This is a genomic window from Kitasatospora sp. NPDC088861, from assembly GCF_044750105.1.
Lineage (GTDB): Bacteria > Actinomycetota > Actinomycetes > Streptomycetales > Streptomycetaceae > Kitasatospora.
This window is the reverse complement of sequence record NZ_JBIVJF010000010.1, coordinates 77,323-104,051: the sequence shown is the minus strand read 5'-3', so window position 1 is coordinate 104,051 and position 26,729 is coordinate 77,323. Positions and strand designations below refer to the sequence as shown.

21 protein-coding genes are annotated in these 26,729 nt (G+C 72.8%); 11 read left to right on the top strand and 10 right to left on the bottom strand.

Annotated elements, in window-relative coordinates:
* Positions 1 to 80: 80 nt before the first annotated feature.
* Both ACIP37_RS19110 and ACIP37_RS19105 read left to right on the top strand, forming a co-directional pair.
* Positions 81 to 1,304, top strand: a complete 1,224-nt coding sequence (locus ACIP37_RS19110; RefSeq protein WP_363618179.1) for an alanine racemase — start codon at positions 81 to 83, stop codon at positions 1,302 to 1,304.
* A gap of 292 nt (positions 1,305 to 1,596) precedes the next feature.
* Positions 1,597 to 2,520, top strand: a complete 924-nt coding sequence (locus ACIP37_RS19105) for a lytic polysaccharide monooxygenase (protein WP_400803675.1) — start codon at positions 1,597 to 1,599, stop codon at positions 2,518 to 2,520.
* A gap of 154 nt (positions 2,521 to 2,674) precedes the next feature.
* Here ACIP37_RS19105 and ACIP37_RS19100 read toward each other — a convergent pair whose 3' ends face one another.
* From ACIP37_RS19100 to ACIP37_RS19085, 4 genes are all read right to left on the bottom strand, one after another.
* Complete coding sequence (locus tag ACIP37_RS19100) at positions 2,675 to 3,865, bottom strand: DUF2510 domain-containing protein (protein WP_400803678.1); 1,191 nt, start codon at positions 3,863 to 3,865, stop codon at positions 2,675 to 2,677.
* 128 nt (positions 3,866 to 3,993) lie between these two features.
* Complete coding sequence (locus ACIP37_RS19095) at positions 3,994 to 4,782, bottom strand: 3-oxoacyl-ACP reductase (protein WP_363583826.1); 789 nt, start codon at positions 4,780 to 4,782, stop codon at positions 3,994 to 3,996.
* A 6-nt stretch (positions 4,783 to 4,788) separates the two neighbouring features.
* Positions 4,789 to 6,156, bottom strand: a complete 1,368-nt coding sequence (locus ACIP37_RS19090; protein ID WP_363583828.1) for an aldehyde dehydrogenase family protein — start codon at positions 6,154 to 6,156, stop codon at positions 4,789 to 4,791.
* A gap of 5 nt (positions 6,157 to 6,161) precedes the next feature.
* A complete protein-coding gene (locus ACIP37_RS19085; protein ID WP_363583830.1) occupies positions 6,162 to 7,547 on the bottom strand; it encodes a glutamine synthetase family protein in 1,386 nt (461 codons plus the stop codon).
* Between the two features lie 152 nt (positions 7,548 to 7,699).
* Here ACIP37_RS19085 and ACIP37_RS19080 point away from each other — a divergent pair, with 152 nt between their 5' ends.
* The 4 genes from ACIP37_RS19080 to ACIP37_RS19065 all read left to right on the top strand — a co-directional run bounded on the left by ACIP37_RS19080 (position 7,700) and on the right by ACIP37_RS19065 (position 11,482).
* Positions 7,700 to 8,428 (top strand): gamma-glutamyl-gamma-aminobutyrate hydrolase family protein, encoded by a 729-nt coding sequence (locus tag ACIP37_RS19080; RefSeq protein ID WP_371516265.1) that lies wholly within the window; start codon positions 7,700 to 7,702, stop codon positions 8,426 to 8,428.
* A gap of 154 nt (positions 8,429 to 8,582) precedes the next feature.
* Complete coding sequence (locus ACIP37_RS19075; RefSeq protein WP_363583834.1) at positions 8,583 to 9,650, top strand: cation diffusion facilitator family transporter; 1,068 nt, start codon at positions 8,583 to 8,585, stop codon at positions 9,648 to 9,650.
* Between the two features lie 58 nt (positions 9,651 to 9,708).
* On the top strand, positions 9,709 to 10,611 hold the full coding sequence (locus tag ACIP37_RS19070; RefSeq protein ID WP_400803832.1) for a 5'-3' exonuclease H3TH domain-containing protein: 903 nt from the start codon (positions 9,709 to 9,711) through the stop codon (positions 10,609 to 10,611).
* A gap of 610 nt (positions 10,612 to 11,221) precedes the next feature.
* Positions 11,222 to 11,482, top strand: a complete 261-nt coding sequence (locus ACIP37_RS19065) for a hypothetical protein (RefSeq protein ID WP_400803684.1) — start codon at positions 11,222 to 11,224, stop codon at positions 11,480 to 11,482.
* A 422-nt stretch (positions 11,483 to 11,904) separates the two neighbouring features.
* On the opposite strand, the gene ACIP37_RS19060 is transcribed toward ACIP37_RS19065, so the two are convergent.
* A complete protein-coding gene (locus ACIP37_RS19060) occupies positions 11,905 to 14,757 on the bottom strand; it encodes a DEAD/DEAH box helicase (RefSeq protein ID WP_350878048.1) in 2,853 nt (950 codons plus the stop codon).
* Between the two features lie 366 nt (positions 14,758 to 15,123).
* Between ACIP37_RS19060 and ACIP37_RS19055 the strand changes: the two genes are divergently transcribed.
* Together ACIP37_RS19055 and ACIP37_RS19050 are read left to right on the top strand one after the other, a co-directional pair.
* Positions 15,124 to 15,498 (top strand): hypothetical protein, encoded by a 375-nt coding sequence (locus tag ACIP37_RS19055; protein WP_350877952.1) that lies wholly within the window; start codon positions 15,124 to 15,126, stop codon positions 15,496 to 15,498.
* Between the two features lie 29 nt (positions 15,499 to 15,527).
* Entirely contained in the window at positions 15,528 to 15,905 is a 378-nt protein-coding gene (locus ACIP37_RS19050) for an ArsR/SmtB family transcription factor (RefSeq protein WP_400803687.1), read from the top strand.
* Between the two features lie 55 nt (positions 15,906 to 15,960).
* Here ACIP37_RS19050 and ACIP37_RS19045 read toward each other — a convergent pair whose 3' ends face one another.
* Complete coding sequence (locus tag ACIP37_RS19045) at positions 15,961 to 17,133, bottom strand: aminotransferase class V-fold PLP-dependent enzyme (protein ID WP_400803690.1); 1,173 nt, start codon at positions 17,131 to 17,133, stop codon at positions 15,961 to 15,963.
* 82 nt (positions 17,134 to 17,215) lie between these two features.
* Between ACIP37_RS19045 and ACIP37_RS19040 the strand changes: the two genes are divergently transcribed.
* From ACIP37_RS19040 to soxR, 3 genes are all read left to right on the top strand, one after another.
* Positions 17,216 to 19,306 (top strand): prolyl oligopeptidase family serine peptidase, encoded by a 2,091-nt coding sequence (locus ACIP37_RS19040; RefSeq protein WP_400803693.1) that lies wholly within the window; start codon positions 17,216 to 17,218, stop codon positions 19,304 to 19,306.
* A 203-nt stretch (positions 19,307 to 19,509) separates the two neighbouring features.
* On the top strand, positions 19,510 to 21,882 hold the full coding sequence (locus ACIP37_RS19035; protein WP_400803696.1) for an immune inhibitor A domain-containing protein: 2,373 nt from the start codon (positions 19,510 to 19,512) through the stop codon (positions 21,880 to 21,882).
* Positions 21,883 to 22,122: 240 nt separating this feature from the next.
* On the top strand, positions 22,123 to 22,605 hold the full coding sequence (soxR, locus tag ACIP37_RS19030; protein WP_400803699.1) for a redox-sensitive transcriptional activator SoxR: 483 nt from the start codon (positions 22,123 to 22,125) through the stop codon (positions 22,603 to 22,605).
* A gap of 205 nt (positions 22,606 to 22,810) precedes the next feature.
* On the opposite strand, the gene ACIP37_RS19025 is transcribed toward soxR, so the two are convergent.
* The 4 genes from ACIP37_RS19025 to ACIP37_RS19010 are packed head-to-tail and all read right to left on the bottom strand — an operon-like array spanning position 22,811 to position 26,725.
* On the bottom strand, positions 22,811 to 23,788 hold the full coding sequence (locus tag ACIP37_RS19025; protein WP_363583847.1) for an oligopeptide/dipeptide ABC transporter ATP-binding protein: 978 nt from the start codon (positions 23,786 to 23,788) through the stop codon (positions 22,811 to 22,813).
* Positions 23,785 to 24,783 carry an ABC transporter ATP-binding protein gene (locus ACIP37_RS19020; RefSeq protein ID WP_363583849.1) on the bottom strand — a complete coding sequence of 333 codons (999 nt, stop codon included), beginning with the start codon at positions 24,781 to 24,783 and terminating at the stop codon, positions 23,785 to 23,787. Before ACIP37_RS19020 ends, ACIP37_RS19025 begins: the two co-directional genes overlap by 4 nt.
* On the bottom strand, positions 24,783 to 25,769 hold the full coding sequence (locus tag ACIP37_RS19015) for an ABC transporter permease (RefSeq protein ID WP_363583851.1): 987 nt from the start codon (positions 25,767 to 25,769) through the stop codon (positions 24,783 to 24,785). Before ACIP37_RS19015 ends, ACIP37_RS19020 begins: the two co-directional genes overlap by 1 nt.
* Entirely contained in the window at positions 25,766 to 26,725 is a 960-nt protein-coding gene (locus tag ACIP37_RS19010; RefSeq protein WP_363627453.1) for an ABC transporter permease, read from the bottom strand. Before ACIP37_RS19010 ends, ACIP37_RS19015 begins: the two co-directional genes overlap by 4 nt.
* Positions 26,726 to 26,729 lie beyond the last annotated feature (4 nt).

Below are 26,729 nucleotides of genomic sequence, written 5' to 3'. Positions count from 1 at the left end.
TATGCCACCGCGCGCGAGCCGCCCCATTTCCCCGCACGCGGGGGCTACCCACCGGTAGTGCGGTGTGGCACCCTGCGCCCATGGTGATCCTCGACGCACCCGCGACCGCTCCCGCTCCGGTCTCCGACCGCCTCCGGTACGACCGGGCCACCGCGCACCTGGACGGTCCGGTGGCCGTCGTCGACCTCGCCGCCTTCGACGCCAACGCCGCCGACCTGGTGCGCCGGGCCGCCGGCAAGCCGATCCGGGTGGCCAGCAAGTCGGTGCGCTGCCGGGCGCTGCTGGAACGCGCGCTGGCCGTGGACGGCTTCGCCGGGGTGATGAGCTACACCCTCGACGAGTCGCTCTGGCTGGCCCGCACCGGCGTGCGCGACGTCCTGCTCGCCTACCCCTCCGCCGACCGGGCCGGGTACACCGAGCTGACCGCCGATCCGGCGCTCGCCCGCGAGGTCACCGTCGTCCTCGACGACCCCGCCCAGCTGGATCTGATCGACAAGGCCCGCGGCGGCGACGCCGAGGTGCGGGTCTGCCTGGAGCTGGACACCGCGCTGCACCTGCTCGGCGGGCGGGTCCGGGTGGGCGCCCGGCGCTCCCCGCTGCGCACCCCCGAGGACCTCGGCGCCTTCGCCGAACTCGTCCAGCACCGCCGGGGCTTCCGGGTGGTCGGCCTGATGGCCTACGAGGGGCACGTCGCCGGGGTGGGCGACCAGGTGCCCGGCCGGCCGCTGCGCTCGCAGCTGATCCGGCTGATGCAGGCCAGGGCCAGGACCGAACTGGCCGAGCGGCGGGCGGCCGCGGTCCGGCGGCTGCGGCGGGTGGCCGAGCTGGAGTTCGTCAACGGCGGCGGCACCGGCAGCGTGGAGTCCACCGTGGCCGAGCGCGCGGTCACCGAGGTCGCGGCCGGCTCCGGGCTCTACCTGCCCCGGCTGTTCGACAACTACCGCTCGTTCCACGGCCGTCCGGCCGCGCTGTTCGGCCAGCCGGTGGTGCGCCGCCCCGGCGTCGGCGTGGTGACGGTGCTCGGCGGCGGCTACCCCGCCTCCGGCGCGGCCGGCCCGGACCGCTCGCCGGTGCCGTACCTGCCGCAGGGGCTGCGCTACGACCCGATGGAGGGCGCCGGGGAGGTGCAGACCCCGCTGCTCGGCGCGGCCGCGGACGACCTGCTGATCGGCGACCGGGTCTGGTTCCGGCACGCCAAGGCGGGCGAACTGTGCGAGCGCTTCGCCGAACTGCACCTGATCGAGGGCGATCGGATCGTCCGGACCGTCCCGACGTACCGGGGCGAGGGGAAGGCGTTCCTGTGACCGGTCGGCGGCCGGCGGCGGCCTGACCGTCCGAACGGCCGTCCGACGACCTTTCCGGAGCCTTAAGCGGGCCCGATGGAACGCCTAACCCGGCCGTTCCGTCGGGCCTTTGCCCTGTTCGGGGGCCTACAGTCCGTCAGAAAGCGTGGCATGCGCGACTATTGCCAGCTGGTCCAGACCAATCATACGCTCTGGCCAGGGGTCCGCGGTCCGGGCCGGCGGCCCCCGAACGGGCAGGCGTGTCCGCTCCCCCCACACTCGCCCGGAACGACGGTCAAGGAGTCCCCACCCCATGTCCATCAAGCGAAGTGCCCTGTCCGTCGGCGCGGTCGGCGCCGCGGCCCTCGCGGTGGCCGTTTCCACCGCAGGCACCGCCAGCGCCCACGGCACCATGACCAACCCGGTCAGCCGGGTCGCCGCCTGCTACGCCGAGGGCCCCGAGCACCCGGTGTCCCAGGTCTGCAAGGACCTCGTCGCCGCGAGCGGCACCCAGCCGCTGTACGACTGGAACGAGGTGAACATCGCCAACGCGGCCGGCAACCACCAGTCGCTGATCCCGGACGGCAAGCTCTGCTCGGCCAACCGCGACAAGTACCAGGCCCTGGACTGGCCGCGCACCGACTGGCCGGCCACCGCGGTCAAGGCGGGCGCCTTCACCTTCCAGTTCCGCACCACCGCGCCGCACGTGGGCACCCAGACCGTCTACATCACCAAGCCGGGCTACGACGCCACCAAGCCGTTGAAGTGGTCGGACCTCGACCCGACGCCGGTCGCCCAGGTGCAGGTCGACCGCACCGCCACCAACGGCTTCTACACCTACGCCGGCACCCTGCCGCAGCGCACCGGCCGCCAACTGCTGTACACGGTCTGGCAGCGCAGCGACAGCCCGGAGGCGTTCTACAGCTGCTCCGACGTCGACTTCGGCGCGGCCACCGCGGCCGGTGCCCCGGCGGTTCCGGCGCTCGCCGCGCAGGCCCCGGCCGCGCCCAGCGACGCGCAGATCGCGGCCGACGCGCCCAAGTCCACGGTCGCCCACCACGGCCACGGCGGCGACCCCAACTCCCCGGCCGGCGCCGTGATCCCGACCGCCGCCGCGGCCGTCGGCACGTCGGCCACCGGCCCGCTGCTGCTGGCCGGCGCCGCCGCGATCAGCGTCGGCTGGGCCGGCATGGTGCTCCGGCGCCGTCGCATCGAGGCTGTTCGACGCGACTCCTGACGCCGGACGCGGGGCCGGGGCGGCCAAAACCCCCGTCCGGCCCGGTTCCGCGGCTCCACCCCGTCCGGAACGAACGGCGGCGGCCCACCCGGAGAGTGCTCTCCGGGTGGGCCGCCGCCGTGTGAGGAGCGGGTGGCCCAGGTGCTGGTGCCGCTCAGGTGCTGGTGCCGCCGGTGCCACCGGTGGCGCCGCCGGGAAGCCCGCCGCCCGGGATGGACGGCAGCTTGCCCTTGAAGTCGGCGATGCCGTTGACGATGGTGTCCATCAGGCCGAGGTCCGGCGCCTTGTCGGCGATGTCGAAGCCGAAGTGCACGGAGATCAGCGTCTTGCCGTCGGTGGACGGGAAGACCACCGTCTGCACGTAGCCGTTGTTGCCCTTGGGAGCGTCGACCTTCCAGCGGACCAGGTAGCCGTCCTGGCCGTTGACCTTGACCGCCTCGGACTTCAGCTCCTGGTGCCCGGTGATGGCGCCGTACGAGTCCTTGGCCGCCTTCTCGATGTCGGCCTTGGCGGCGGCCTGGGCGTCGGTGCCGCCGCCGTCGATCCGGCCGGTGGTCACCCCGCCGAGGGTGCACGATTCGCTGCCGTCCGGGCAGGTGTAGGCGCCGACCGTGAGCGCGGCGTAGCCGTCGCTGGTGTAGCCGCCCTGCCAGCCGGAGGGGACGGGCAGGGTGAGCCCGTTCACCAGGTCGATCGCGTTCCCGCCGCCGGGCCTGGTCTTGCCGCTGCCGCCGTTCCCACCGTTCCCACCAGGCCCGCCGTTGCCACCGGGCCCGCCGTTGCCACCGGTCCCGTTGCTGCCGTCGCCGCTGCCGCCGTTGTTGCCGCCGTTCCCGTTGTTGCCGTTGCCGTTCCCGCCGTTCCCGTTGCCGCCGAGGCCCGGGAAGCCGTTCCAGGGGCCGTTCTCGCCGTTCGGCACGGCCTGCCGGGCACTGCGCTGCGGGCGGTTGTCGCTGTGGCCGTCCATCGCCAGGTAGGTGATCCCGGAGCCGGTGCCCAGGCCGAGCAGCGCCGCGACGGTGGCGGCGATCACCATCGGGGACGGCCGGCGCCGGGGCTTGCGCGGCGGCGGTGCCTCGGAGCCGTAGGCGGTGCCGAAGGGCGGCGGCTCCGGGTAGCGGACGGTCGGCCCGCTGTCCAGCACCTCGCCCTGCAGCACCGTGGGCTCGTCGGCCGGCCCCGGCCCCGGAGCCCCGGCCGCCGGGGGTACCGGCTCCGGGGCGTCCGAGGGTGCGGGCCGGGTGCTGGCCGTCCAACCCCTGCCGTCCCACCAGCGCTGCGGCCTCGGGTCGCCGCCGGTGTCCTTCGGGTCCGGGTACCACCCGGCGGGAATCTGCTCGCTCACAACAGAGAATCTAAAGGCACGCGGATAAACGCGAAATCAGCGCGGCCTCGAATTCCGGTGGTTTTCGATGAGATTACGGTGAGAAGGGGTGCGTCGGGCACGCTCAGGACCGTCGCGCCCGCCCGGGGCTACAGCGGGGTCACGTAGGCGCCCGAGATGCCGCCGTCCACCAGGAACTCGCTCGCCGTGATGAAGGACGAGTCGTCGCTCGCCAGGAAGGCCACCGCGGCGGCGATCTCCTCGGCCCGGGCGAACCGGCCCAGCGGGATGTGCACCAGCCGGCGGGCCGCCCGCTCCGGGTCCGTGGCGAACAGCTCCCGCAGCAGCGGGGTGTCCACCGGCCCCGGTGACAGCGCGTTCACCCGGATCCCCTCCCGGGCGAACTGCACGCCCAGTTCCCGGGACATCGCCAGCACCCCGCCCTTGGAGGCGGTGTACGAGATCTGCGAGGTGGCCGCGCCCATCCGGGCCACGAAGCTGGCCGTGTTGATGATCGAGCCCCGCCCGTGCCGCCGCATGTAGGGCAGCGCGGCCTTGCAGCACAGGAACACCGAGGTCAGGTTGACCTCCTGGACCTTGCGCCAGGCGTCCAGGCCGGTGGTCAGGATCGAGTCGTCCTCCGGCGGCGAGATGCCCGCGTTGTTGAACGCGACGTCCACGCTCCCGTACGTCTCGTACGCCTCGTCGAACAGCGCCTCGACCATGTACGGGTCGGTGACGTCGGTGTGCACGAACAGGCCGCCGACCTCCTTCGCGGCCGCCCGCCCGGACTGCTCGTCCACGTCCGCGCAGACCACCTTCGCGCCCTCCGAGGCGAGCCGGCGGGCCGCCGCCAGGCCGATCCCGCTGCCGGCGCCGGTGATCACGGCGGTGCGGCCGACCAGGCGGCGGCACACCGGTGCGTCGTTCTCCGTCATCGGCTGCTACTCCTCGCTGTGGATGAAGACGTTCTTGGTCTCGGTGAAGTGGCGCAGCGCGTCCGGCCCCAGCTCCCGGCCGACCCCGGACTCGCCGTAACCGCCGAACGGCGTCCAGTACCGCACCGAGGAGTGCGAGTTGACCGACAGGTTGCCCGCCGCGACGCCGCGGGCCAGCCGCAGCGCCCGGCCGAGGTCCCTGGTCCAGATCGAGCCGGACAGGCCGTAGCGGGTGGCGTTGGCCAGCCGCAGCGCGTCCGCCTCGTCGGTGAACGGCAGCACGGCGGCGACCGGGCCGAAGATCTCCTCGGTGACCGCCGGCACCTCCGGGTCGGTCGGCGCGATCACCGTCGGCGGGTACCAGTAGCCGGGCCCGTCCGGCACCGCGCCGCGGGCCAGCACCGGCAGGTCCGGGGTGACGTAGGAGGCGACCCGGCGCACCTGGGCGGCCGAGATCAGCGGGCCCAGCCGGGTCTCCGGGTCCGCCGGGTCACCGGTGCGCAGCGCCTCGACGGCGGGCAGCAGCAGCGCCAGGAAGTCGTCGTACGCCTCCCGCTGGACCAGGATCCGGCTGCGGGCGCAGCAGTCCTGGCCGCTGTTGTCGGCGAAGGACATCGGGTCCGCGGCGCGGGCCAGGTCGGCGTCGGCGAAGACGATGCTGGGGCTCTTGCCGCCCAGCTCCAGGGTGACCCGCTTGGCCCGGGCCGCGCAGCGGGCGGCCACCTCCTTGCCGACCACGGTCGAGCCGGTGAAGACGATCTTGCGGACCGCCGGGTGGTCCACCAGGGCCCGGCCGGTCGTCCCGCCCGGGCCCGGCAGCACCTGGAACAGGCCCTCCGGCAGCCCTGCCGCCAGGGCGAGTTCGGCCAGCCGCAGTGCGGTGAGCGGGGTCGCCTCGGCGGGCTTGAGCAGGACGGCGTTGCCCGCCGCCAGGGCCGGCGCGAAGCCCCAGGCGGCGATCGGCATCGGGAAGTTCCACGGCGCGATCACCCCGACCACGCCGACCGGCTCGTGGAAGGTCACGTCCAGGCCGCCGGCCACCGGGATCTGGCGGCCGGTCAGGCGTTCCACTCCCCCGGCCGCGTACTCCAGCAGGTCCCGGACGTTGCCGGCCTCCCAGCGGGCGTTGCCCACGGTGTGGCCGGCCTCGCGCACCTCCAGTGCGGCCAGTTCCGGCACGTGCACCTCGACCTGGTCGGCGAACCGGCGCAGCAGCCGGGCCCGTTCGCCCGGTGCCAGCGCCGCCCAGGCCGGCTGGGCCTTGGACGCGCGCTGGACCGCCGCGTCCACCTGCCCTGCGGTGGTGTCCGGGACGGTGGCGAGCACCTCGCCGGTGGCGGGATTGCGGACGGTGCTGACGGTGGGGTCGGTCATCGGCCTCACATCCGTTCGAAGGATCGGTAGCGCTCCCAGTCGGTGACGGTGCCGTCGAAGGCGCACTGCTCCACCCGGGCCATGTTGAGGTAGTGCTCGACCACGTCGTCGCCGAAGGCCACCCGGGCCAGCTCGCTGTCGGCCCACAACTCCGCGGCCTCGCGCAGCGAACCGGGCACCCGGGCGTACTCCTCGACGGCGTAGGCGTTGCCCAGGCACGGCGCCGGCAGCTCCAGCTTCCGTTGCAGCCCGTGCAGGCCGGCCGCGATCATCCCGGCCACCGCCAGGTACGGGTTGACGTCCCCGCCCGGCACCCGGTTCTCCATCCGCAGGCCCGGGCCGTGGCCGACCACCCGGTAGGCGCAGGTCCGGTTGTCCCGGCCCCAGGCCACCGCCGTCGGGGCGAACGAGCCCTGGCGGTAACGCTTGTAGGAGTTGATGTTCGGCGCGTACAGCAGGCTGAACTCGCGCAGCGCCGTCAGCTGGCCGGCCAGGAAGTGCCGCATGGTGTCGGTCATCCGGCCGTCCCGGTCGGCGAAGGCCGGCGCGCCCACCGCGTCGCGCAGCGACAGGTGGATGTGGCAGCTGTTGCCCTCGCGCTCGTTGTACTTGGCCATGAAGGTCAGCGCGCACCCCTGCTGCGCGGCGATCTCCTTCGCGCCCGTCTTGTAGACGCTGTGCTGGTCGCAGGTGGTCAGCGCGTCCGCGTAGCGGAAGGCGATCTCGTGCTGGCCGAGGTTGCACTCGCCCTTGGCCGACTCCACCACGAGCCCGGCGCCCGCCATCTCGTTGCGGATCCGGGACAGCAGCGGCTCGACCCGGGCGGTGCCCAGCATCGAGTAGTCCACGTTGTACAGGTTCGCCGGCGTCAGGCCGCGGTAACCGCCCAGCCAGGCCTGCTCGTAGGTGTCCCGGAACACCAGGAACTCCAGCTCGGTCCCGATGTCGGCGGCCAGCCCGTACTCCGCCAGGCGCGCGATCTGGCGGCGCAGCAGCTGGCGGGGGGCCGCGTCCACCGGGTGGCCGCCGTGCCGGGCCAGGTCCGCGGTCACCTGCGCGGTGCCCGGCTGCCAGGGGGTCAGCCGCAGGGTGCCGAGGTCGGGGCGCATCGCGAAGTCGCCGTAGCCGGTGGCCCAGGAGGAGAAGGCGTAGCCGTCGACGGTGTTCAGGTCGACGTCCACGGCGAGCAGGTAGTCGCAGGCCTCGGCGCCGTGCTCGACCACCTCGTCCAGGAAGAAGCGGGCGGCGAAGCGCTTGCCCTGCAAGCGCCCCTGCATGTCCGTGAACGCCAGCGCCACGGTGTGGACCTCGCCGGTGTCCACCAGCATGCGCAGTTCGTCCAGGGTCAGCGGCGCCCGGGGCGGCACGCCCGCGGCGGCGTTCTCGGGCATGACGGAACCCTCCACGATCACTCTTCGAGTTCAAGCGGTCACAGCGAACCGTACGGCCTGCGGCGGACGGCGCGGAAGAGGGCGGGCAGGTGTGGCGCGCCGACATGCGTGGTTGACGGGGGATCTGGCGGTGCGGGTGGAGAATGCCCGCCATGGATCGCAGGCCTTTCATCGGCGTCAGCACCTACCTGGTCGACGCGAGTTGGAGCAACTGGCAGGGCCGCCGGGTGGCCCTGGTGCCCGAGCGGTACACCGCGTACGTCCAGGAGTCCGGCGGGATCGCGGTGCTGCTCCCGCCCGACTCCCCCGACCGCGCACCCGAGGTGCTCGCCCGGCTCGACGCCCTCGTCATCGCGGGCGGGCCCGACATCGACCCCGCCTACTACGGCCAGCCCGCCCACCCCCGCACCGAGGTCGACTCCCCCGAACGGGACCGGTGGGAGTCGGCCCTGCTGCGGGCGGCCCTGGCGGCCGGGATGCCGCTGCTGGGGATCTGCCGGGGCATGCAGGTGCTCAACGTCGTCTGCGGCGGGACCCTCGTCCAGCACCTGCCGGACGTCGTGCCGGTGGACGTCCACGGCGGCGCGGACGGCGGCTACGGAACGCACCTGGTGCGGCCGGTGCCGGGGACGCTGCTCGGCGGGCTGCTGCCGGAGAGCGAGGTGGAGGTGCCGACCTTCCACCACCAGGCCGTCGACCGGATCGGGGCGGGCCTGCGGGTCTCGGCCCACGCGCCGGACGGGACGGTCGAGGCGGTCGAGGGCCCGGGATTCACCCTGGGCGTGCAGTGGCACCCGGAACAGGGGGACGACCTGCGGGTGATGCGGGCCCTGGTGCGGGCGGCCACCGCGGCGCAGTTGGACACCGCGCTGATCGGGTAGCCGAGGCGCGCCCGCCCCCTCGGAACGACCGCTCAACGGCAACGACAACGGTCACCAGTACAGCCTTTGGATCTTTGTCCGTTCTGCGGTTCACTTCGGGTGCAGGGCGATCGCGCCCCTCCCCTCCCCACCCGTGCGTCCAGAGAGGACTTCGATGGCCGGGCACGAGCATTCCCACACTGATCATGCGCATGACCACAAGCACGCGCACGACCACGGCGGACACCGGCACGGCGGACACGGCGGGCACAGCGGCCACTCGCACGGTGTCGCCGCCGACGCCGACCGCCGCTGGCTGCTCGGCGCCCTCACGCTCATCGTCGTCTTCATGGCCGGCGAGGTCGTGGTCGGCTTCGCCGCGAAGTCCCTGGCCCTGATCTCCGACGCGGCGCACATGCTCACCGACGCCGCCTCGATCGTCCTCGCGCTGGTCGCGATGCGCCTCGCCGCCCGCCCGGCCCGCGGCGGCTACACGTACGGCCTCAAGCGCGCCGAGATCCTGTCCGCCCAGGCCAACGGCGTCACCCTGCTGGTGCTGTCCGCCTGGCTGGGCTACGAGGCCGTCACCCGGCTGTTCGAGCCGCCGGAGGTCGCCGGCTCGCTGGTGCTGGTCACCGCGCTGATCGGGATCGTGGTCAACCTGGCCGCCGCCTGGTGCATGTCGAAGGCCAACCGCAGCTCGCTGAACGTCGAGGGCGCCTTCCAGCACGTGCTCACCGACCTGTACGCGTTCATCGCCACCGCCGTCGCCGGCGCCGTCATGCTGACCACCGGCTTCGTCCGGGCCGACGCGATCGCCTCGCTGATCGTGGTCGCGCTGATGCTCAAGGCCGGCATCGGCCTGGTCCGCGACTCCGGGCGGATCTTCCTGGAGGCCGCCCCGGCCGGCATCGACCCGGACGCGGTGGCCGACCGGATGGTCGCCCAGCCGCTGGTCGAGGAGATCCACGACCTGCACATCTGGGAGATCACCTCCAACCAGCCGGCCCTGTCCGCGCACATCCTGGTCACCCCCGGCGGCGACTGCCACGCCGTCCGGCGCGAGCTCCAGCGCGGACTGGCCGACGAGTACGGCATCACCCACAGCACGCTCCAGGTCGACCACGTCGGCGAGGACGCGGCCGGCGCCCTGCTCCAGATCGCCGCCCCGGGCGAACAACCCGCCGAACACTGCGCCGACGCGCACGGCCCGGTCCACCGCGCCGGCCCGCACGAACACTGAAGCCGCCCTCCTGTCGTCGCGGTGCGGCATGATCTGACACGTGACCGCACCGCGACTGATGCTCCTCGACTCCGCCAGCCTGTACTTCCGGGCCTACTACGGCGTGCCGGACACCCTGCGCTCCCCGCAGGGCGAACCGGTCAACGCCGTCCGCGGCCTGCTGGACTTCATCGCCCGGCTGGTCCACGACCACCACCCCGACCAACTCGTCGCCTGCATGGACGCCGACTGGCGCCCGCAGTGGCGGGTGGACCTCCTCCCCTCGTACAAGACCCACCGCGTCGCCGAGGCCGCCGAGGACGGCGAGGAGGAGGTGCCGGACACGCTCGCCCCGCAGGTCCCGGTGATCGAACAGGTGCTGGACGCGCTCGGCATCGCCCGGGTCGGCTCCCCCGGCTACGAGGCCGACGACGTCATCGGCACCCTGACCGCCCACGCCAAGGGCCCGGTGCAGATCGTCACCGGCGACCGCGACCTGTTCCAACTGGTCGACGACGCCCGCGGGATCACCGTGCTCTACCCGGTCAAGGGCATGGGCAACCTCCAGGTCACCGACGACGCGCTGCTCCTGGAGAAGTACGGCGTGCGCGGCGCCCAGTACGCCGACATGGCCGCCCTGCGTGGGGACCCGAGCGACGGCCTGCCCGGCGTCAAGGGCATCGGCGAGAAGACCGCCGCCCAGCTCATCAACGAGTACGGCGACCTCACCACCATCCGCGCCGCCGCCCTCGACCTCTCCTCCAAGCTCACCCCCGCCCGCCGCCGCAACCTCGTCGAAGGCGCCGCCTACCTCGACGTCGCCCCGACCGTCGTCCGCGTCGCCCTCGACGCCCCGCTCCCCGCCTTCGACCCGGCCCTCCCCCACGAACCGCTCGACCCGATGACCCTGGAGGAACTCTCCACCCGCTGGGGCCTCGGCAGTTCCCTCGACCGCCTCCTGGAGTCCCTCGCCACCCGCTGAGCCCCCGGCAGAGGGGCCTCTTTCCGCCGCCCCAGGCGAAACAATGCCGTCGGCGAGGACACCCGGTACCTCTGTCGGGCCGACGCCGAACGCCTGGACCTTCCGCAGGAGGAGACCGGACGCCCACCGCATCATCACGCGGTGCCGCAGGGCACTCGGTTCTGCCTGAGAATTCCCACGAACCCCAGCCGCCCGAGCCGGAATATTCGAAAATCACGATCCCGCCGGCGAATCTCGACCGCTTAACGTCCTGCCGATGGCTTCGATCGGCAGGGGAGTTGAGTGATGATCACGAGATCGCAGTGGTTGACGGATGGCGTCCCGCCGAGTGGTGTAGCAGGGATCTTGGTGTAACCCCTGGCCATAAGGGAGCCATCGCGCAACTCTCCGAGTAGGCATGCTCGTTGAGTGAGAGGTGCGCGATGGCCGCGGCTGGGCCGGCTCATCCGGGAAACAGGCCGACCGAACGAAGCCCTCGCCCGGGCCTTGTGCGCCGTTGCGGCCAGTCACAACGATCCGGCACGACCGAGCCGGGCATCCGTCACTCAGTGGGTCCGCCAAGGCGTCATGCCCTCCGGGAACATCCCCCCAGCACTACTACACCGTCGCCGTGAAGCTGGCGGCCGAGGCTGACGACCCCGCGATGGCCGGCCACGTCCTGCGCGCCATGGCCCACCAGGCGGTCGACCTCCGGAAGCCGCACCATGCTGTCAGGGTCGCCGAGGCGTCGATGGTCGGCGACCGATTCCGGCTCGCCAGCCCTCGCGAACGGTCTCTGCTCGGCGTCGTCCACGCACGCGCTCTCGCCGCTGCGGGGCGCGCCGCCGAGGCGAACGCCGCACTCCTTCGGGCACGCCGGTCATCGAAGTGAAGCCCTGGTTCGAGGAGTTCGGCCCGCGCGGAGAAGTGCGCCAACCCGCATGGACCACGGAGATGCTCCGCGACTACTTCGCCCCGGCGCTTCCCACACCCTGACCATCAGCGTCGCCTCGCTCGTTTCGGCTGCCTCTTCTCCACGAGAAGTCGACCTGATCGACTTCCCATGCAACCGCTCGCAATTCCGGTGCCGCTTCGGCCCCGCCGAAGCGGCACCGGCTTGGAATCTCGCTTCTGTCATCAGAATGCCTCTGCCCCTGTCATCGGCGGGGGCAGAGGCATTTCCTCTGCGGAGGAAGCCCCAGCGGCGAGGCGAAGCCGAAGCCGCACGGGGGCGGGGGGTGGGGGATGGAAGCCGCCGGGCACGCCAGGGGCCCGCACGTTCGGGGTGAACGGGCGGGCCCTTGCGTTCGGCGGTCAGCCCACCGAGGAGTAGGCGATGATGCCGCGGCGCAGGCCGTCGACGGCCTTGCGGGCCGTCCGGCGCAGTTCGGCGTCCTCGCCGGCCGCGTCCTGGATCTGGCCGAGGACGTCGATCAGTTGCTTGGTCCAGCGGACGAAGTCGCCGGCCGGCATGTCGGCGTCGCGCAGCACCTGGTCCAGGCTGTGGCCGAGGGCCCAGCGGTGGGCGGCCCAGGCGAAGCCGAGGTCGGGCTCGCGCTGGCCGACGCCCTCGGCGGTGTTGATCCGGTGCTGCTCCTCCAGGGCGTCCAGGTGGCCCCAGATCCGGACCATCTGGCCGAGTGCCTCCTTGGCCGCGCCCTCCGGCACCCGGGGGGCGGTGGCGTCGTCGGACTGGCGCGCCTCGTAGACCAACGCCGAGGCGCAGGCGGCGAGTTCGGCGGCGTCCAGGCCGCTCCAGACGCCTTCGCGGATGCACTCGGAGGCGAGCAGGTCGAGTTCGCCGTAGAGCCGGCCGAGGCGCTTGCCGTCGTCGGTGACGGTGTCGCCGCTCAGGTAGCCGAGGTCGGTGAGCAGCCCGCAGACCCGGTCGAAGGTGCGGGCGATGGTGTGGGTGCGGGAGCGCATCCGGCGTTCCAGTACCTCGGTGTCGCGGTGCAGGCGGTGGTAGCGCTCGGCCCAGCGGGCGTGGTCCTCGCGCTCGTCGCAGCCGTGGCAGGGGTGCTGGCGCAGTTCGGTGCGCAGCCGGGTGATCTCCTGGTCGTCGGCGGCGGCCGCGCGGCCCCGGCGGAACCGCTCGGGTTCGAGGTGGCCGGCCTTGGTGCGCAGCGCGGAGGCGAGGTCCCGGCGGGACTGCGGGCTGCGCGGGTTGAAGGACTTGGGGATGCGCACCCGCTCGACGGCGGCGACCGGGTACGGGAAGTCGATCATGGCGAGCCGTTTGACCTGCCGCTCGGCGGTGAGCACCACCGGGCGGGGCCCGTCCTGGAAGTCGGGGTGGCGGCCGACCCGACCGTTGCGGCTGACCGGCGGCAGGCCCGGGTCGAGGACGAGGGCGAGGCCGGCGAACTTGCCGGTGGGGACGTGGATGACGTCGCCCGGCTTGAGGTGCTCGATCGACTCGACGGCGGCCGCGCGGCGCTGGCTGCTGCCCTCGCGGGCGAGTTCGTTCTCCCGGTCCTTGAGCCGGCGACGCAGGTCCATGTACGCGTCGAAGTCGCCGAGGTGGCAGGTCATCGACTCGCGGTAGCCCTCCAGCCCCTCTTCGTTGCGCTGGACCTGGCGGGCGATGCCGACCACCGAGCGGTCGGCCTGGAACTGGGCGAAGGAGGTTTCCAGCAGTTCGCGCGAGCGGTGCCGGCCGAACTGGGAGACCAGGTTGACGGCCATGTTGTAGGACGGCCGGAACGAGGACTTGAGCGGGTAGGTGCGGGTGCCGGCCAGGCCGGCCAGCGCCTCCGGGTCGAGGCCGCGCTGCCAGAGCACCACGGCGTGGCCCTCGACGTCGATGCCTCGGCGCCCGGCCCGGCCGGTGAGCTGGGTGTACTCGCCGGGGGTGATGTCGGCGTGGGTCTCGCCGTTCCACTTGACCAGCTTCTCCATGACCACCGAGCGGGCGGGCATGTTGATGCCGAGCGCGAGGGTCTCGGTCGCGAAGACGGCCTTGACCAGGCCCTTCACGAACAGCTCCTCGACCACCTCCTTGAACCGCGGCAGCATCCCGGCGTGGTGGGCGGCGATGCCGCGCTCCAGCCCGTCCAGCCACTCGAAGTAGCCGAGGACGTGCAGGTCCTCGTCGGGGATGTCGGCGCAGCGCTCCTCGACGAAGGCCCGGACGAGGGCGCGGTCGGCGTCCTTGTTGAGCCGCAGGCCGGAGCTGAGGCACTGCTGGACGGCGGCCTCGCAGCCGGCCCGGCTGAAGATGAAGGTGATCGCGGGCAGCAGCCCCTCGGCGTCGAGCCGGTCGATGACGTCCACCCGGCCCGGCGTCCAGACCCGGCCGGGGCGCCCGTTGGGCATGCTGCGGCCCCGGCCGCGGCCGAACCGGTCGCGCGGGTTGCGGTCCAGCTCGGAGCGGGCGAGCCGGACCAGCTCGGGGTTGACGGCCTTGCCGGGGTTGCGCGGGCCGTCCTTGGGGCGGCCGTCCCGGTCGGGGTTGGCGAACAGGTCGTACATCCGGTTGCCGGCCATCACGTGCTGCCACAGCGGCACGGGCCTGGTCTCGGAGACGATCACCCGGGTGCCGCCGCGCACGGTGTCCAGCCAGTCGCCGAACTCCTCGGCGTTGGAGACGGTCGCGGAGAGCGAGACGAGGGTGACCGACTCGGGGAGGTGGATGATGACCTCCTCCCAGACGGCGCCGCGGAAGCGGTCGGCGAGGTAGTGCACCTCGTCCATGACGACGTAGCCGAGGCCGTCGAGGGTGCTGGAGCCCGCGTAGAGCATGTTGCGCAGCACCTCGGTGGTCATGACCACCACGGGGGCGTCGCCGTTGACGGTGTTGTCACCGGTGAGCAGGCCGACCTTGGCGGCGCCGTAGCGCTTGACCAGGTCGCCGTACTTCTGGTTGGACAGCGCCTTGATGGGCGTGGTGTAGAAGCACTTGCGGCCGCCCAGGAGGGCCAGGTGCACGGCGAACTCGCCGACGATGGTCTTGCCCGAGCCGGTGGGCGCGGCGACCAGGACGCCCGAGCCGGCCTCCAGCGCCTCGCAGGCCTCCAGCTGGAAGTCGTCCAGCGGGAAGTCGTACAGCTGCTGGAAGCCGTGGAGCGCGGTCGCCTGTTCCTTGGCCCGGCGGCGGCTGGCCGCGTACGCCTCGGCGGGGCTGAGCTCCTGGTCGTCGTGGGGCTGGGGCTCAGGGGTGTTCATCGCCGTCCGGGTGTGGTTGGTGTGATCTCGCATCTCAGCGAGAGGTTACCCGGCGGCACTGACATCGATAGCACCGTTTTTCCGTGCGACTTTCCGTGCGGCTTCCGTACGGCTTCCGTACGGCTTCCGTACGGCTTTCCCCGCGGCTTCCGTGCGGCTTCCGTAGGGCTTCCGCACGGCGGGATCGGCCGCGGGATCATTCCGGGATCGCTTCCCTCTCACATCCATAGTTGCAAACATCTTCAAGTGATCGGAGTCCGACCAGCTTCGGACGTCTCCGGTCATCCCCGGTGGACCGCCGCCGGTCTCCCTACCGTCGTTGCCACGGCGGAGCGACCGCCACCAACTCACGGGAGGACACCGACGATGGCGAACCTGGAGACGTCCCTCAAAGAGGCCATGGGGATCGACGGCGCGATCGGCGTCGCCCTGGTCGACTACGGCAGCGGCATGGCGCTCGGCAGCCTCGGCGACGGCGGCGAACTGGACCTCAACGTCGCCGCCGCCGGGAACACCGATGTGGTCCGCGCCAAGATGCGGGCGATGGAGATGCTCAACCTGCACGACAACGAGATCGAGGACATCCTGATCAGCCTCACCAACCAGTACCACATGGTCCGACCGATCACCACGCCCACCGGACGCGGCCTCTTCCTCTTCCTGGCGCTCAACCGCGGCCGCTCCAACCTCGCGATGGCCCGCCACCAGCTCAAGCGGATCGAACTCTCGCTGGAGATCTGAGCGGACCGACACCAGGGAAGGGGGGACTCGTGGCGGTAGCGCTCTACCAGGCCAAGGCCGAGTTCTTCCGGATGCTCGGCCATCCCGTCCGGATCCGGGTGCTGGAACTGCTCCAGGCCGGACCGACGCCCGTCCGCGGGCTGCTCGCCGAGCTGGAGGTCGAACCCTCCAGCCTCTCCCAGCAGCTCGCGGTGCTGCGCCGGTCCGGCATCGTCACCGCCACCCGGGAGGGCAGCACGGTGGTGTACGCGCTGGCCGGCGGCGACGTCGCCGACCTGCTGCGAGCGGCCCGGCGGATCCTCACCGGGCTGCTCGCCGACCAGAACCTGCTGCTCGCCGAGCTGCGGGCCAGCTCCGAGCGGGCCGGCTCCGACCGAGGCAGCTCCGAGCGGGCCGGCCCGGACTAGCCGCGTGCGGACCGGCCCGGACCAGCCGCGCGCGCAGGCGGCCCCCGCGAGCCGGTCAGCCCTTCAGCAGGTCGGCCAGCCCGTCCGCCAGCCGCTCGTACTCCCGCGGCCGGTTGTACAGCTGCGCGCTGACCCGCAGCACCCCGCCGCCGGCCCACGGGCGGATCGCGATCCGGGTGCCGAGCCGCTGCCAGACCTCGTCCCGCAGCGGTCTCACGTCCTGCTCCGCCTCGACGCACCCGGCCGGCAGCCGGACGGAGCGCATCGAGACCCCGGGCGTCGCGGGCAGCGGCGACAGGCCGGCCCGCTCGGCGAGCACCCGCTGGCCGTACCCGGCGAGCGCGGCGTTGTGCGCGGCCACCGCCTCGGGGCCGAGCTCGCGCAGCAGCTCGAACCCCGCCGGGGCGGCCAGCCAGCCCGTGTAGTCGCAGGTGCCGCGCCATTCGACGTTCCACGGGAAGCCCCGGTCGTGCTCCCAGGAGAAGGTGAGCGGGCGCACCCGGTCCACCCACTCCGGGCGGACGGCGAGCACGCCGGTGCCGCGCGGGGCGAAGGCCCACTTGTGCAGGTTGCCGAACCAGAAGTCGGCGTTCGGGTCGACCGGGGCGGGCAGCATGCCGGGGGCGTGGGCGCCGTCCACGACGGTGGTCACGCCGCGCTCGCGCAGGTCGGCGAGCAGGCCCGCTCCGGCGATCAGGCGGGCGGTGGGCGAGGTGATCTGGTCCAGCACCGCGACGGTGACGCGCTCGTCGACGGCGGCGAGCACCGCCTCCCGGACGGCCTGCTCGTTGGGGGTGTCCAGCGGCAGTTCGACCTCGACCACCTCGGCGCCGGTCTCGGCGGCCCGGCGCTCTGCGGCCCGGGTGACCACGCCGTAGCCGTGGTCGGTGACCAGGATCCGGTCGCCGGGCGCGAACGGGATGGTGTCCAGGGCGATCGCGACCGCCTCGGTGACGTTGGAGACCAGGGCGAGCCGGCCCGGGTCGACGGCCAGGTCGGCGGCGATCCTGGTCCGCGCCGCGCCGACCCGGGCCGGCAGGTCGGCGAAGAAGCCGTCCGGGTCCAGCTCGTGTTCGGCGCGCAGCCGCTGCTGCGCCCGCTGCACGGGGACGGGCACCGCGCCGAACGAACCGTGGTTCAGGTGCGCCGCGTCCGGTGAGACGCCGAACAGCCCGTCGGCCGCGGGCAGCGGGGCCGGGGGTTCGGCGGTCCACAGGTCCTCGATCACGGCATCCTCCGCATTGTGATGTGTGACATTTCACATGACAGGGTACTGGTCGGGTGGCGTGTCCCGAGACGACGATCGGGCCGTGACCATCACCGACCCCTTCCTGTCGCTCAGCGCCCGCACCGGCCGGTTCACCTTCGGTGCGCCGCGCGCGTTCACCCTCGCCGAGGACGGTACCCGGCTGCTGCTGCTCCGCTCGACCGGTTCCGAGGATCCGGTCGACCGCCTGCACCTGCTCGACACCGCCACCGGCGAGGAACGACTGGTCGCCGACCCGGCCGTCCTCGCCCCCGGGCGCGCCGGCCGCCGCGACGACCTGCCCGCCGTCGAACGACGGCTGCGCGAACGCACCCGCCTGGTCGCCGCCGGCATCGGCACGTACGCGGCCACCGCCGACCTCGCGACCGCCGTCCTCGTCCTCGACGGTCGGCTGTTCCGGATCGACACCGCCACCGGCACCGGCACCGAACTTCCCGTCGCCGGGCCCGCGTTCGACCCCCGGCCGGACGCCGCCGGCGAACGCGTCGCCTACGTCGCCGACGACGCCCTGTACGTCACCCCCGGCCTCGAACCGCTCTCCCCCGCCGACGGCGCCCGCTGGGGCGTCGCCGAGTTCGCCGCCGCCGAGGAGCTCGGCCGCTCCCGCGGCCACTGGTGGCGCCCCGACGGCGGCGCGCTGCTGGCCGCCCGGGTGGACGAATCCGCCCTCCCCCGGCGCTACTTCGCCGACCCCGCCCACCCCGGCGAGCCCGCCGAGGACTTCGCCTACCCGCAGGCCGGCGGCCCCAACGCGGACGTCCAGCTCTGGGTGCTCGGCCTCGACCGCAGCCGGGTACGGCTCCGCTGGGACGCCGCCGCGTTCCCGTACCTCTGCGCCGCCACCTGGGCCTCCGACCAGGAGCTGCTGCTCACCGTCGCCGACCGGCTCCAGCAGCACGTCCTGCTGCTGACCGCCGACCCGACCACCGGCGAGACCCGCGAACTCTCCCGCACCACCGACGAGTTCTGGGTCGACGACCTGCCCGGCACCCCCGCCCGGCTGACCGACGGCCGGCTGCTCACCGCCCACGACACCCCGCAGGCCCGCGGCCTCGCCCTGGACGGCAAGCCGCTGGACACCACCGGGCTCCAGATCCGCCGGGTGGTCGGGCACCTGGACGGCCGGCTGCTCTGCGAGACCGGCCAGGGCGACCCGGCCGACCAGTACGTCCACCTGGTCGACCCGGACGGCGGCGCACCCGAACCCGTCACCACCGGCCCCGGCGTGCACTCCGCACTCGCCGCCGGCCGCACCCTGCTGCTGACCACCGCCGACGCCGACGGCATCCGGCGCCAGCTGCTGCGCGACGGCTCGCTCGACGCCTCGCTCGACGGCCCCGCACTGCCGCTCACCGACCTGAGCGCCACCCTGCCCTACCGGGTGCGGCCACGGCTCGCCCGGGTCACCGAACTCGGCCTGCCCACCGCCGTGGTGTACCCGCGCGACCACGTCCCCGGCCGCCGGCTGCCGGTGCTGCTGGACGTCTACGGCGGGCCCGGCTTCCAGGCCGTGGCGGCCGAGCCGCGCCGCTGGCAGCTCCGCCAGTGGTGGGCCGACCAGGGCTTCGCCGTCGTCACCACCGACAACCGCGGCACCCCGTTCGTCTCGCCGGAGTTCACCCGGGCGATCTTCCGCCGCTTCTCCCAGGTGGCGCTGGACGACCAGGTGAACGCCCTGCGGGCGCTCGCCGGGCAGCACCCCGACCTCGACCTCGGCCGGGTCGGCGTGCGCGGCTGGTCGTACGGCGGGTACTTCGCGGCGCTCGCCGTGCTGCGCCGCCCGGACGTCTTCCACGCCGCCTGCGCGGGCGCCCCGCCCACCGACTTCCGGCACTACGACACCGCGTACACCGAGCGCTACCTCGCGCTGCCGCAGGACAACCCGGAGGGCTACGCCGACGACTGCCTGGTCACCGACGCGCCCGGGCTGACCCGGCCGCTGCTGCTGATCCACGGGCTGGCCGACGACAACGTCCACCCCTCGCACACCCTGCTGCTCTCCGAGGCGCTCACCAAGGCCGGCCGGCCGCACAGCGTGCTGCCGCTGCCGGGCGTCACCCACATGACCCCGGGCGGAGTGAACGAGCAGGTCACCCAGGCCGAACTCGCCTTCCTGCGGGCGTCCTTGGGCTGAGCCTCCGGATTCACGGGCAAGGGCGTCGCACCGGTGGTGCGGCGCCCTTCGCCTTGCCCTCACCTCTTCCACGTGACCCGTGACATGTGAAATATTACCTGCGCTTCACCGAACGATTACTCCCACCCGGACCACCCGGGGCGCCCGGAAGCCCGGACCGCCCGGAAGCCCGGGACCCCCATCCCCCGGAAAGGACCGGTCAGTTGCGCAGACTGTCCGCCGCACTCGCGGCCGCGCTCACCACGAGCGCGATAGCCGCCACCCTGCTGGGCACCCCCGCCCAGGCCGCTCCCCTCACCGCCACGACCGCCCCCGCCACGATCGCCGCCGCCCCGGCGGAGCAGGGCGCCGAAGCCCCGCCCGCGCCGCTCGCCCCCCAGGAGCGCGAGCGCCAGGCGCTCCGCACCAAGGCCCTGGAGCAGCTCAACCAGGGCACCGTCGCCAAGACCGCCGGCAAGCGGGCCCCCGCCAAGGTGAAGGTCGGCAACGACTACGTCCAACTGGCGCACCAGCGCACCGACAAGGTCTTCGTGATCCTCGCCCAGTTCGGCGACGAGGTCGACAACACCACCCAGTACAACGGCCAGCCCCGCTACGGCGGCACCCCCGGCCCGCGCCACGACCAGATCCCCAAGCCGGGCAAGGGCGACAACCACACGCTGTGGGAGCCGGACTTCGACCGCGGCTACTACCAGAAGATGTTCTTCGACGACACGCCCGGCGCCGTGTCCATGCGCAACTACTACCGCACCCAGTCCTCCGGCCGCTACGACGTCCAGGGCACCGTCAGCGACTGGGTCACCGTCCCGTACAACGAGGCCCGCTATGGCAGCAACAAGGGCCCGCAGGGCTCCGGCGCCTGGACCCAGGGCCAGGAGTTCATCCGGGACGCCGTCAAGGCCTGGTACGACGGCGAGATCGCCAAGGGCCGCAGCGTGGCCGACATCAAGGCGCAGCTCGCCCAGTACGACGTCTACGACCGCTACGACCACACCAGGACCGGCGAGTTCAACCAGCCCGACGGCTACCTCGACAACGTCATCGTGGTGCACGCCGGCGTCGACGAGACCTGGGGCGGCGGCGCCCAGGGGGCCGACGCGCTGTGGGCGCACCGCAGTTGGACCTTCCCCGACGCGACCGGCCGGACCGGCCCGGAGGGCAACAAGATCGGCGGCGCGCCGGTCGGCGACACCGGCCTCTACGTCTACGACTACGTCCAGGCCGGCGAGAACAGCGGCGTCGGCCTGTTCGCCCACGAGTACGGCCACAACCTCGGTCTGCCTGACCTGTACAGCACCAACGGCGGCGACAACAGCGTCAACTTCTGGTCGCTGATGTCCTCCGGCTCATACCTCGGCAAGGGGCCGAACACCACCGGCGGCTACCCCGGCGACCTCGACGCCTGGAGCAAGCTCCAGTTCGGCTGGCTCGACTACGACGAGGCGCAGGCCGCCACCCGGTCCAGCCACGCCCTCGGGGTGAGCGGCTACAACACCGACCAGGCCCAGGCGCTGCTCGTCCACCTGCCGGACAGCACCACCAGCACCGACCTCGCCGACCCGTACGAGGGCGCCAGGCAGTGGTGGAGCGACACCGGCGACAACCTCGACAACTCGCTCAGCCGGGACGTCGACCTGCGCACCGCCACCGGCCCGGCCGCCCTGGACGCCGCCGCCTGGTACGACACCGAGCAGGACTACGACTTCCTCACCGTCGAGGCCTCCACCGACCAGGGCAAGCACTGGACGGCCCTGGGCGGCACCGTCGACGGCGCACCGATCGGCAACACCAACGCCAACACCCCCGGGCTCAGCGGCAGTTCGGGCACCTACCGGAAGCTGCACCTCCCGCTGGACAGCTACCTCGGCCAGCAGGTCCGGCTGCGCTTCCACGCCACCTCGGACGGCAACACCCACGGCCGGGGCGTGCTCGTCGACGCCGTGAGGATCACCTCCGGCGGCACCGAGCTCTTCGCCGACGGCGCCGAGAACGGCGCCAACGGCTGGACCGCCACCGGCTTCACCGTCATCACCGGCCGCACCGCCGTCAAGCAGCACCCGCGCGCCTACCTCGCCGAGAACCGCCGCTACACCGGCTACGGCGCGTTCCTGAAGACCGGCCCGTACAACTTCGGGTACACCGGCGTCGCGGGCAAGGCCGATGTCGTCGACACCTACCCGTACCAGGAGGGCGTCCTGCTCTGGCTGTGGGACACCGCGTACGGCGACAACAACACCAAGGACCACCCCGGCGGCGGGCTGATCCTGCCGATCGACGCCCACCCGGCGGCGGTCCGCTTCGCCGACGGCACCCTGGTCAACGGGCGGGCGCAGACCTACGACGCGCCGTTCTCGCTCAGGCCGACCACGGCGTTCACCCTGCACAAGGGCGGCGTCGCGGTGCGGATCCCGTCCGAGCCGGCCGTCCCGGTCTTCAACGACCACACCGGCACGTACACCGACCCGGCCCTCCCGCAGCTCGCGGTGAAGGTCCCGGACACCAACACCAGGATCGAGGTCGTCCGGGAGTCCCAGGGCGGGCGGATCACCACCGTCCGGGTCGGCCCGGCCTCGTAGGAACCCACAGCGAAGGCCCCGGGCCCCCCCGACGAAAAGGGACCCGGGGCCGGCTCGTGGGTCTCACCGCGCCCGGCGAACGGTTCACGCCGACCTCGGGCGGGGCCGTTCGGCGCCGACTCCAGGGGACAACTGTCCTGCTCGGCAACGGCAGTAATGCTCTGCGCAGCGAATGATCCGACCACGTCCGGTACGCTAGATCTTCAACAGGACTTGAAGTCAAGGAGTCGAGGAGCAGGCATGGACACCGCACCGGTCGACCTGCTGAGCGTCGGCGAGGTGGCCCGGCGGGCCGGGATCGCCACCTCGGCGGTGCGCTTCTACGAGGACCAGGGGCTGATCTCCTCCGAGCGGTCGCCGGGCAACCAGCGCCGCTACCGGCGGCACGTGCTGCGCCGGATCTCGCTCATCCTGGTCGCCAAACGGCTCGGCATCCCGCTCTCCGAGGTGGCCGAGGTGTTCACCGGGCTCCCCGAGGACCGGATGCCGGGCAAGCACGACTGGGACCGCATCTCGCGGCGCTGGTCCGAACAACTGCGCGCCCGGCGGGCCGAGTTGGAGCGACTGGAGGAGGAGCTGACCGGCTGCATCGGCTGCGGCTGCGTGTCGCTGCGCCGCTGCCGGGTGCTCAACCCCGGGGACGAACTGGCCGCCGAGGGGCCCGGCCCGCGCCGGCTGCTGCCGGGCACGGCGGGCGAGGCGGGCGGGCCGTCCGGACCGTGAAAACGGTCGGGCCATGAAAACGGACGGTCCGTGAGAATGGTCGGTCCGTAAACATGGTGGAACCCGGTCGGACGCGGCCCTCGTGAGGTTCCCCGCCGCGCCCGACCGGGCGTCTGCGGCGAGGGATCGCGTCCCTCGCCCGTTGGGTGCCGTACCGCCCGGCGTGGGGGCAACTGGGCGGTACGGCGGCTCTATGTGGTCGGCCTCAGGCCTCCGGGAAGTGGCAGGCCGCCTGCCGGCTACCCGCCCCGGCGATCTGCAGCAGCGGACGGTCCGTGCGGCAGATCTCCTGCGCCTTGGGGCAGCGCGGGTGGAAGGTGCAACCGGACGGCGGGTTCGCCGGGCTCGGCGGGTCGCCGAGCAGCACGATCCGCTCCCGCGCGCGCTCCGCCGCCGGGTCGGGCAGCGGGACGGCGGACAGCAGCGCCTTGGTGTACGGGTGCGCCGGGCTGCCGTACACCTCGGCCTTGTCGCCGATCTCGACGATCCGCCCGAGGTACATCACCGCCACCCGGTCGCAGACCCGCTTGACCACCGAGAGGTCGTGCGCGATGAACACGTACGCCAGGCCGAGCTCCTGCTGGAGCCGCTCCATCAGGTTGACCACCTGGGCCTGGATGGAGACGTCGAGCGCGGAGACCGGCTCGTCGGCGATGACCAGCTTCGGCGAGGTGGCGAGCGAGCGGGCGATGCCGATGCGCTGCGCCTGGCCGCCGGAGAACTCGTGCGGGTAGCGGTCGATCTGCTCGGGGATCAGCCCGACCAGTTCCATCAGCTCGCCCGCCCGCCGGCGCGCGTCGGCCGCGCTCGACCCCTGGAGCAGCAGCGGCTCGGAGATGATCCGGGCCACCGTCTGCCGGGGGTTGAGCGAGGAGTACGGGTCCTGGAAGACCATCTGCAGGTGCCGCCGGTGCGGCCGCAGCCGGGCCTGGGAGAGCCCGCCGATCTCGGTGCCGTCGAAGGTGACGGTGCCCGAGGTCGGGTCGAGCAGCCGGACGATCATCCGCCCGGTGGTGGACTTGCCGCAGCCGGACTCGCCGACCAGGCCGAGCGTCTCGCCCTTGCCGACGTCGAAGCTGACGCCGTCGACGGCGCGGACCGGGGCGCCGGGCCGGCCGGTGCGGCTCCGTCGGCCGGGGAAGGTCTTCACCAGGTCCCGTACGGACAGCAGGTTCTCGGTCATGGCCGGGCTCCTTCCGGTACCAGCGGCAGGTGGCAGGCGGCCTGGTGGCCGGGGCCGAGCGGGCCGAGCTCGGGTCGGTCGGCCAGGCAGCGGGCGTGTTCCTCGGCGGTGGCGGTGCTGGTGCGGGCGCAGCGCGGCGCGAAGGAGCAGCCGGGGGCGGGGGCGATCAGCGACGGCGGGCTGCCGGGGATGGCCCGCAGCGGGGCGTCGTCGGTGTCGTCCAGGCGCGGCAGCGAGTCCAGCAGGCCGCGGGTGTACGGGTGCCCGGGGGTGGCGAACAGCCGGTCCACCGGGGCCTGTTCGGCGGCCCGGCCGCCGTACATGACCAGCACCTCGTGGGCGACCCGGGCGACCACCCCGAGGTCGTGGGTGATCATGACGACGCCGAGGCCGCGCTCCTGCTGGATGCGGGCGATCAGGTCGAGGATCTGCGCCTGGACGGTGACGTCGAGGGCCGTGGTGGGCTCGTCGGCGATCAGCAGTTCGGGTTCGCAGGCGAGCGCCATGGCGATCATGACGCGCTGGCGCATGCCGCCGGAGAACTGGTGCGGGTACTCGTCGACCCGCCGGGCCGGCTCCGGGATGCCGACCTCGGCCAGCATCTCGACCGCCCGCGCGCGGCCCGCCCTGCGGTTGGCCTTGAAGTGCACCCGGTAGTGCTCGGCGATCTGCTCGCCGACGGTGTAGAAGGGGTGCAGGCTGGACAGCGGGTCCTGGAAGATCATCGCGATCCGGCGGCCCCGGACGGTGCCCAGCTCCCGTTCGCCGAGCCCGTTGAGCTCCATCCCGTCGAGCCGGATCGAGCCGGTGACGGCGGCGCCGCGGTGCAGGCCCATGACGGCGAGCGAGGTGACGGACTTGCCGCTGCCGGACTCGCCGACCAGGCCGAGGGTCCGCCCGGCGTCGACGGCGAAGGAGATGCCGTCCACCGCCCGGACGGTGCCGCGGGGCGTGTCGAAGGAGACCTTGAGGTCCTCGACCTCCAAGAGAGTCATCAGTACCTCACTCGTGGGTCGACGAACGCGTAGAGCAGGTCGACCAGCAGGTTCGCCGCGACGATGAAGAAGGCCGCGAGCAGGGTGACGCCGAGGATCACGGGCTGGTCGGAGCGGCCCAGACCGTCGTAGAACAGCCGGCCGACGCCGGGCAGGCCGAAGATGGACTCGGTGATGACCGCACCGGCCAGAAGGCCGCCGAGGTCCATGCCGAAGATGGTGAGGATCGGCGTCACCCCGGCGCGCAGCCCGTGCTTGACCGTGACCGTCCGCGACGGCAGGCCCTTGGCCCGGGCGGTGCGGATGTACGGCTCGGCCATCGCCTCGATCATCGAGTTGCGGCTCTGCCGGGCGTACATGGCCGCGTACAGCAGGGCCAGGGCGATCCACGGCAGCAGCAGGTTGGAGGCCCACTCGAAGGGGTTCTCGGTGAACTTGTGGTACGCCGGGTAGGGCAGCAGCCCGGCCGTACGGACGACACCCCAGATCAGCATGATCGAGGTGAAGTAGACCGGCAACGAGGCGGTGCCGACCGAGAGCACCATCAGCGTCTTGTCGGAGGCCTTGCCCTTGCGCAGCGCCGAGGTGACGCCCGCGCCGAGGCCGAGGACCAGCCAGAGCACCGCCGCGCCGACGGCGAGCGAGATGGACACCGGCAGCCGGTCGACGAGCAGGTCCCAGACCGGCAGCCCGTACTCGTACGAGTAGCCGAGGCAGGGGAAGCCGCAGTGCACGGCACTCGGGCCGCTGCCGTAGTCGCGACCGGCGAAGATGCCGCCCAGGTAGGCGAGGAACTGTTCCCAGATCGGCTTGTTCAGGCCCATCGCCGCCTTGACGTCGGCGAGCCGCTCCGGGCTGCAGGTCTTGCCGCAGGCCGCCGCCGCCGGGTCGTTCGGCAGCAGGTAGAAGATGGTGAAGGTGATGGCGCAGATGGCGAGCAGGATGCCCGCCACGCCGAGCAGTCGGCGGCCGAGGTAGAGGATCACGACCGGCCTCCCCGGGGGTCGAGGATGTCGCGCAGCGCGTCCCCGAGCAGGGTGAACGCGAGCACGGCGACGAACAGGAAAGCCGTCGGGATCAGGAAGTACGTCGGGTCGGTCTCGTAGTGGACGATGCTCTCCGCGATCATCTGGCCCCAGGACGAGGTCGGCGGGCGGACGCCCACACCGAGGTAGCTGAGCGCGGCCTCGGTGGCGATCATGCCGGGGATGAGCAGGGTGGTGTAGGCGATGATCGGGCCGGAGACGTTCGGCAGGATCTCCCGGGTGAGGATGCGCCAGGAGCGCGCCCCGCCGACCTTGGCGGCCTCGACGTACTCGCGGTGCTTGAGCGAGAGGGTCTGGCCGCGCACGACGCGGGCGATGCCGGGCCAGGTGAACAGGCCGATCACCAGGGTGATCAGCAGGATCCGGTTGACGTCCTTGGCCACCGACATCATCGCGATCATGAAGATCAGCGAGGGGAAGGACATGGTGAGGTCCATCAGCCGGGACAGCAGCGTGTCCGTCCGGCCGCCGAAGTAGCCGGCCGCGATGCCGGCCAGGGTGCCGGTGATGACGACGACGGCGGTCGCGGTGAACGCGATCAGCAGCGAGACCTGCCCGCCGTGCAGGACCCGGGCGAACAGGTCGCGCCCGGTGATCGGCTCGACGCCCAGCCAGTGCCGGGCGCTGATGCCGCCGAAGTCGCCCCGAGGCATGCCGCCCAGGTACGGGTCGATGGCGCGCTTGTCGAACTCCTCGGGGGACCAGCCGCCGAGCGAGCTCAGCGGGCCGGCCAGGGCGGCCAGCAGCAGCAAGGCGCCGACCGTGATCAGGCCGAAGCGGGCCGATCCCTTGGCCCACAGCTGGTCCCAGACCAGCCGCCACGGGCCGCGCCCGGTGGCCTTCGCGGGGCCCGTCGCCGTGGAGTCCACGGCGACGGGCTCAGTGGTTGTACTCATCGCC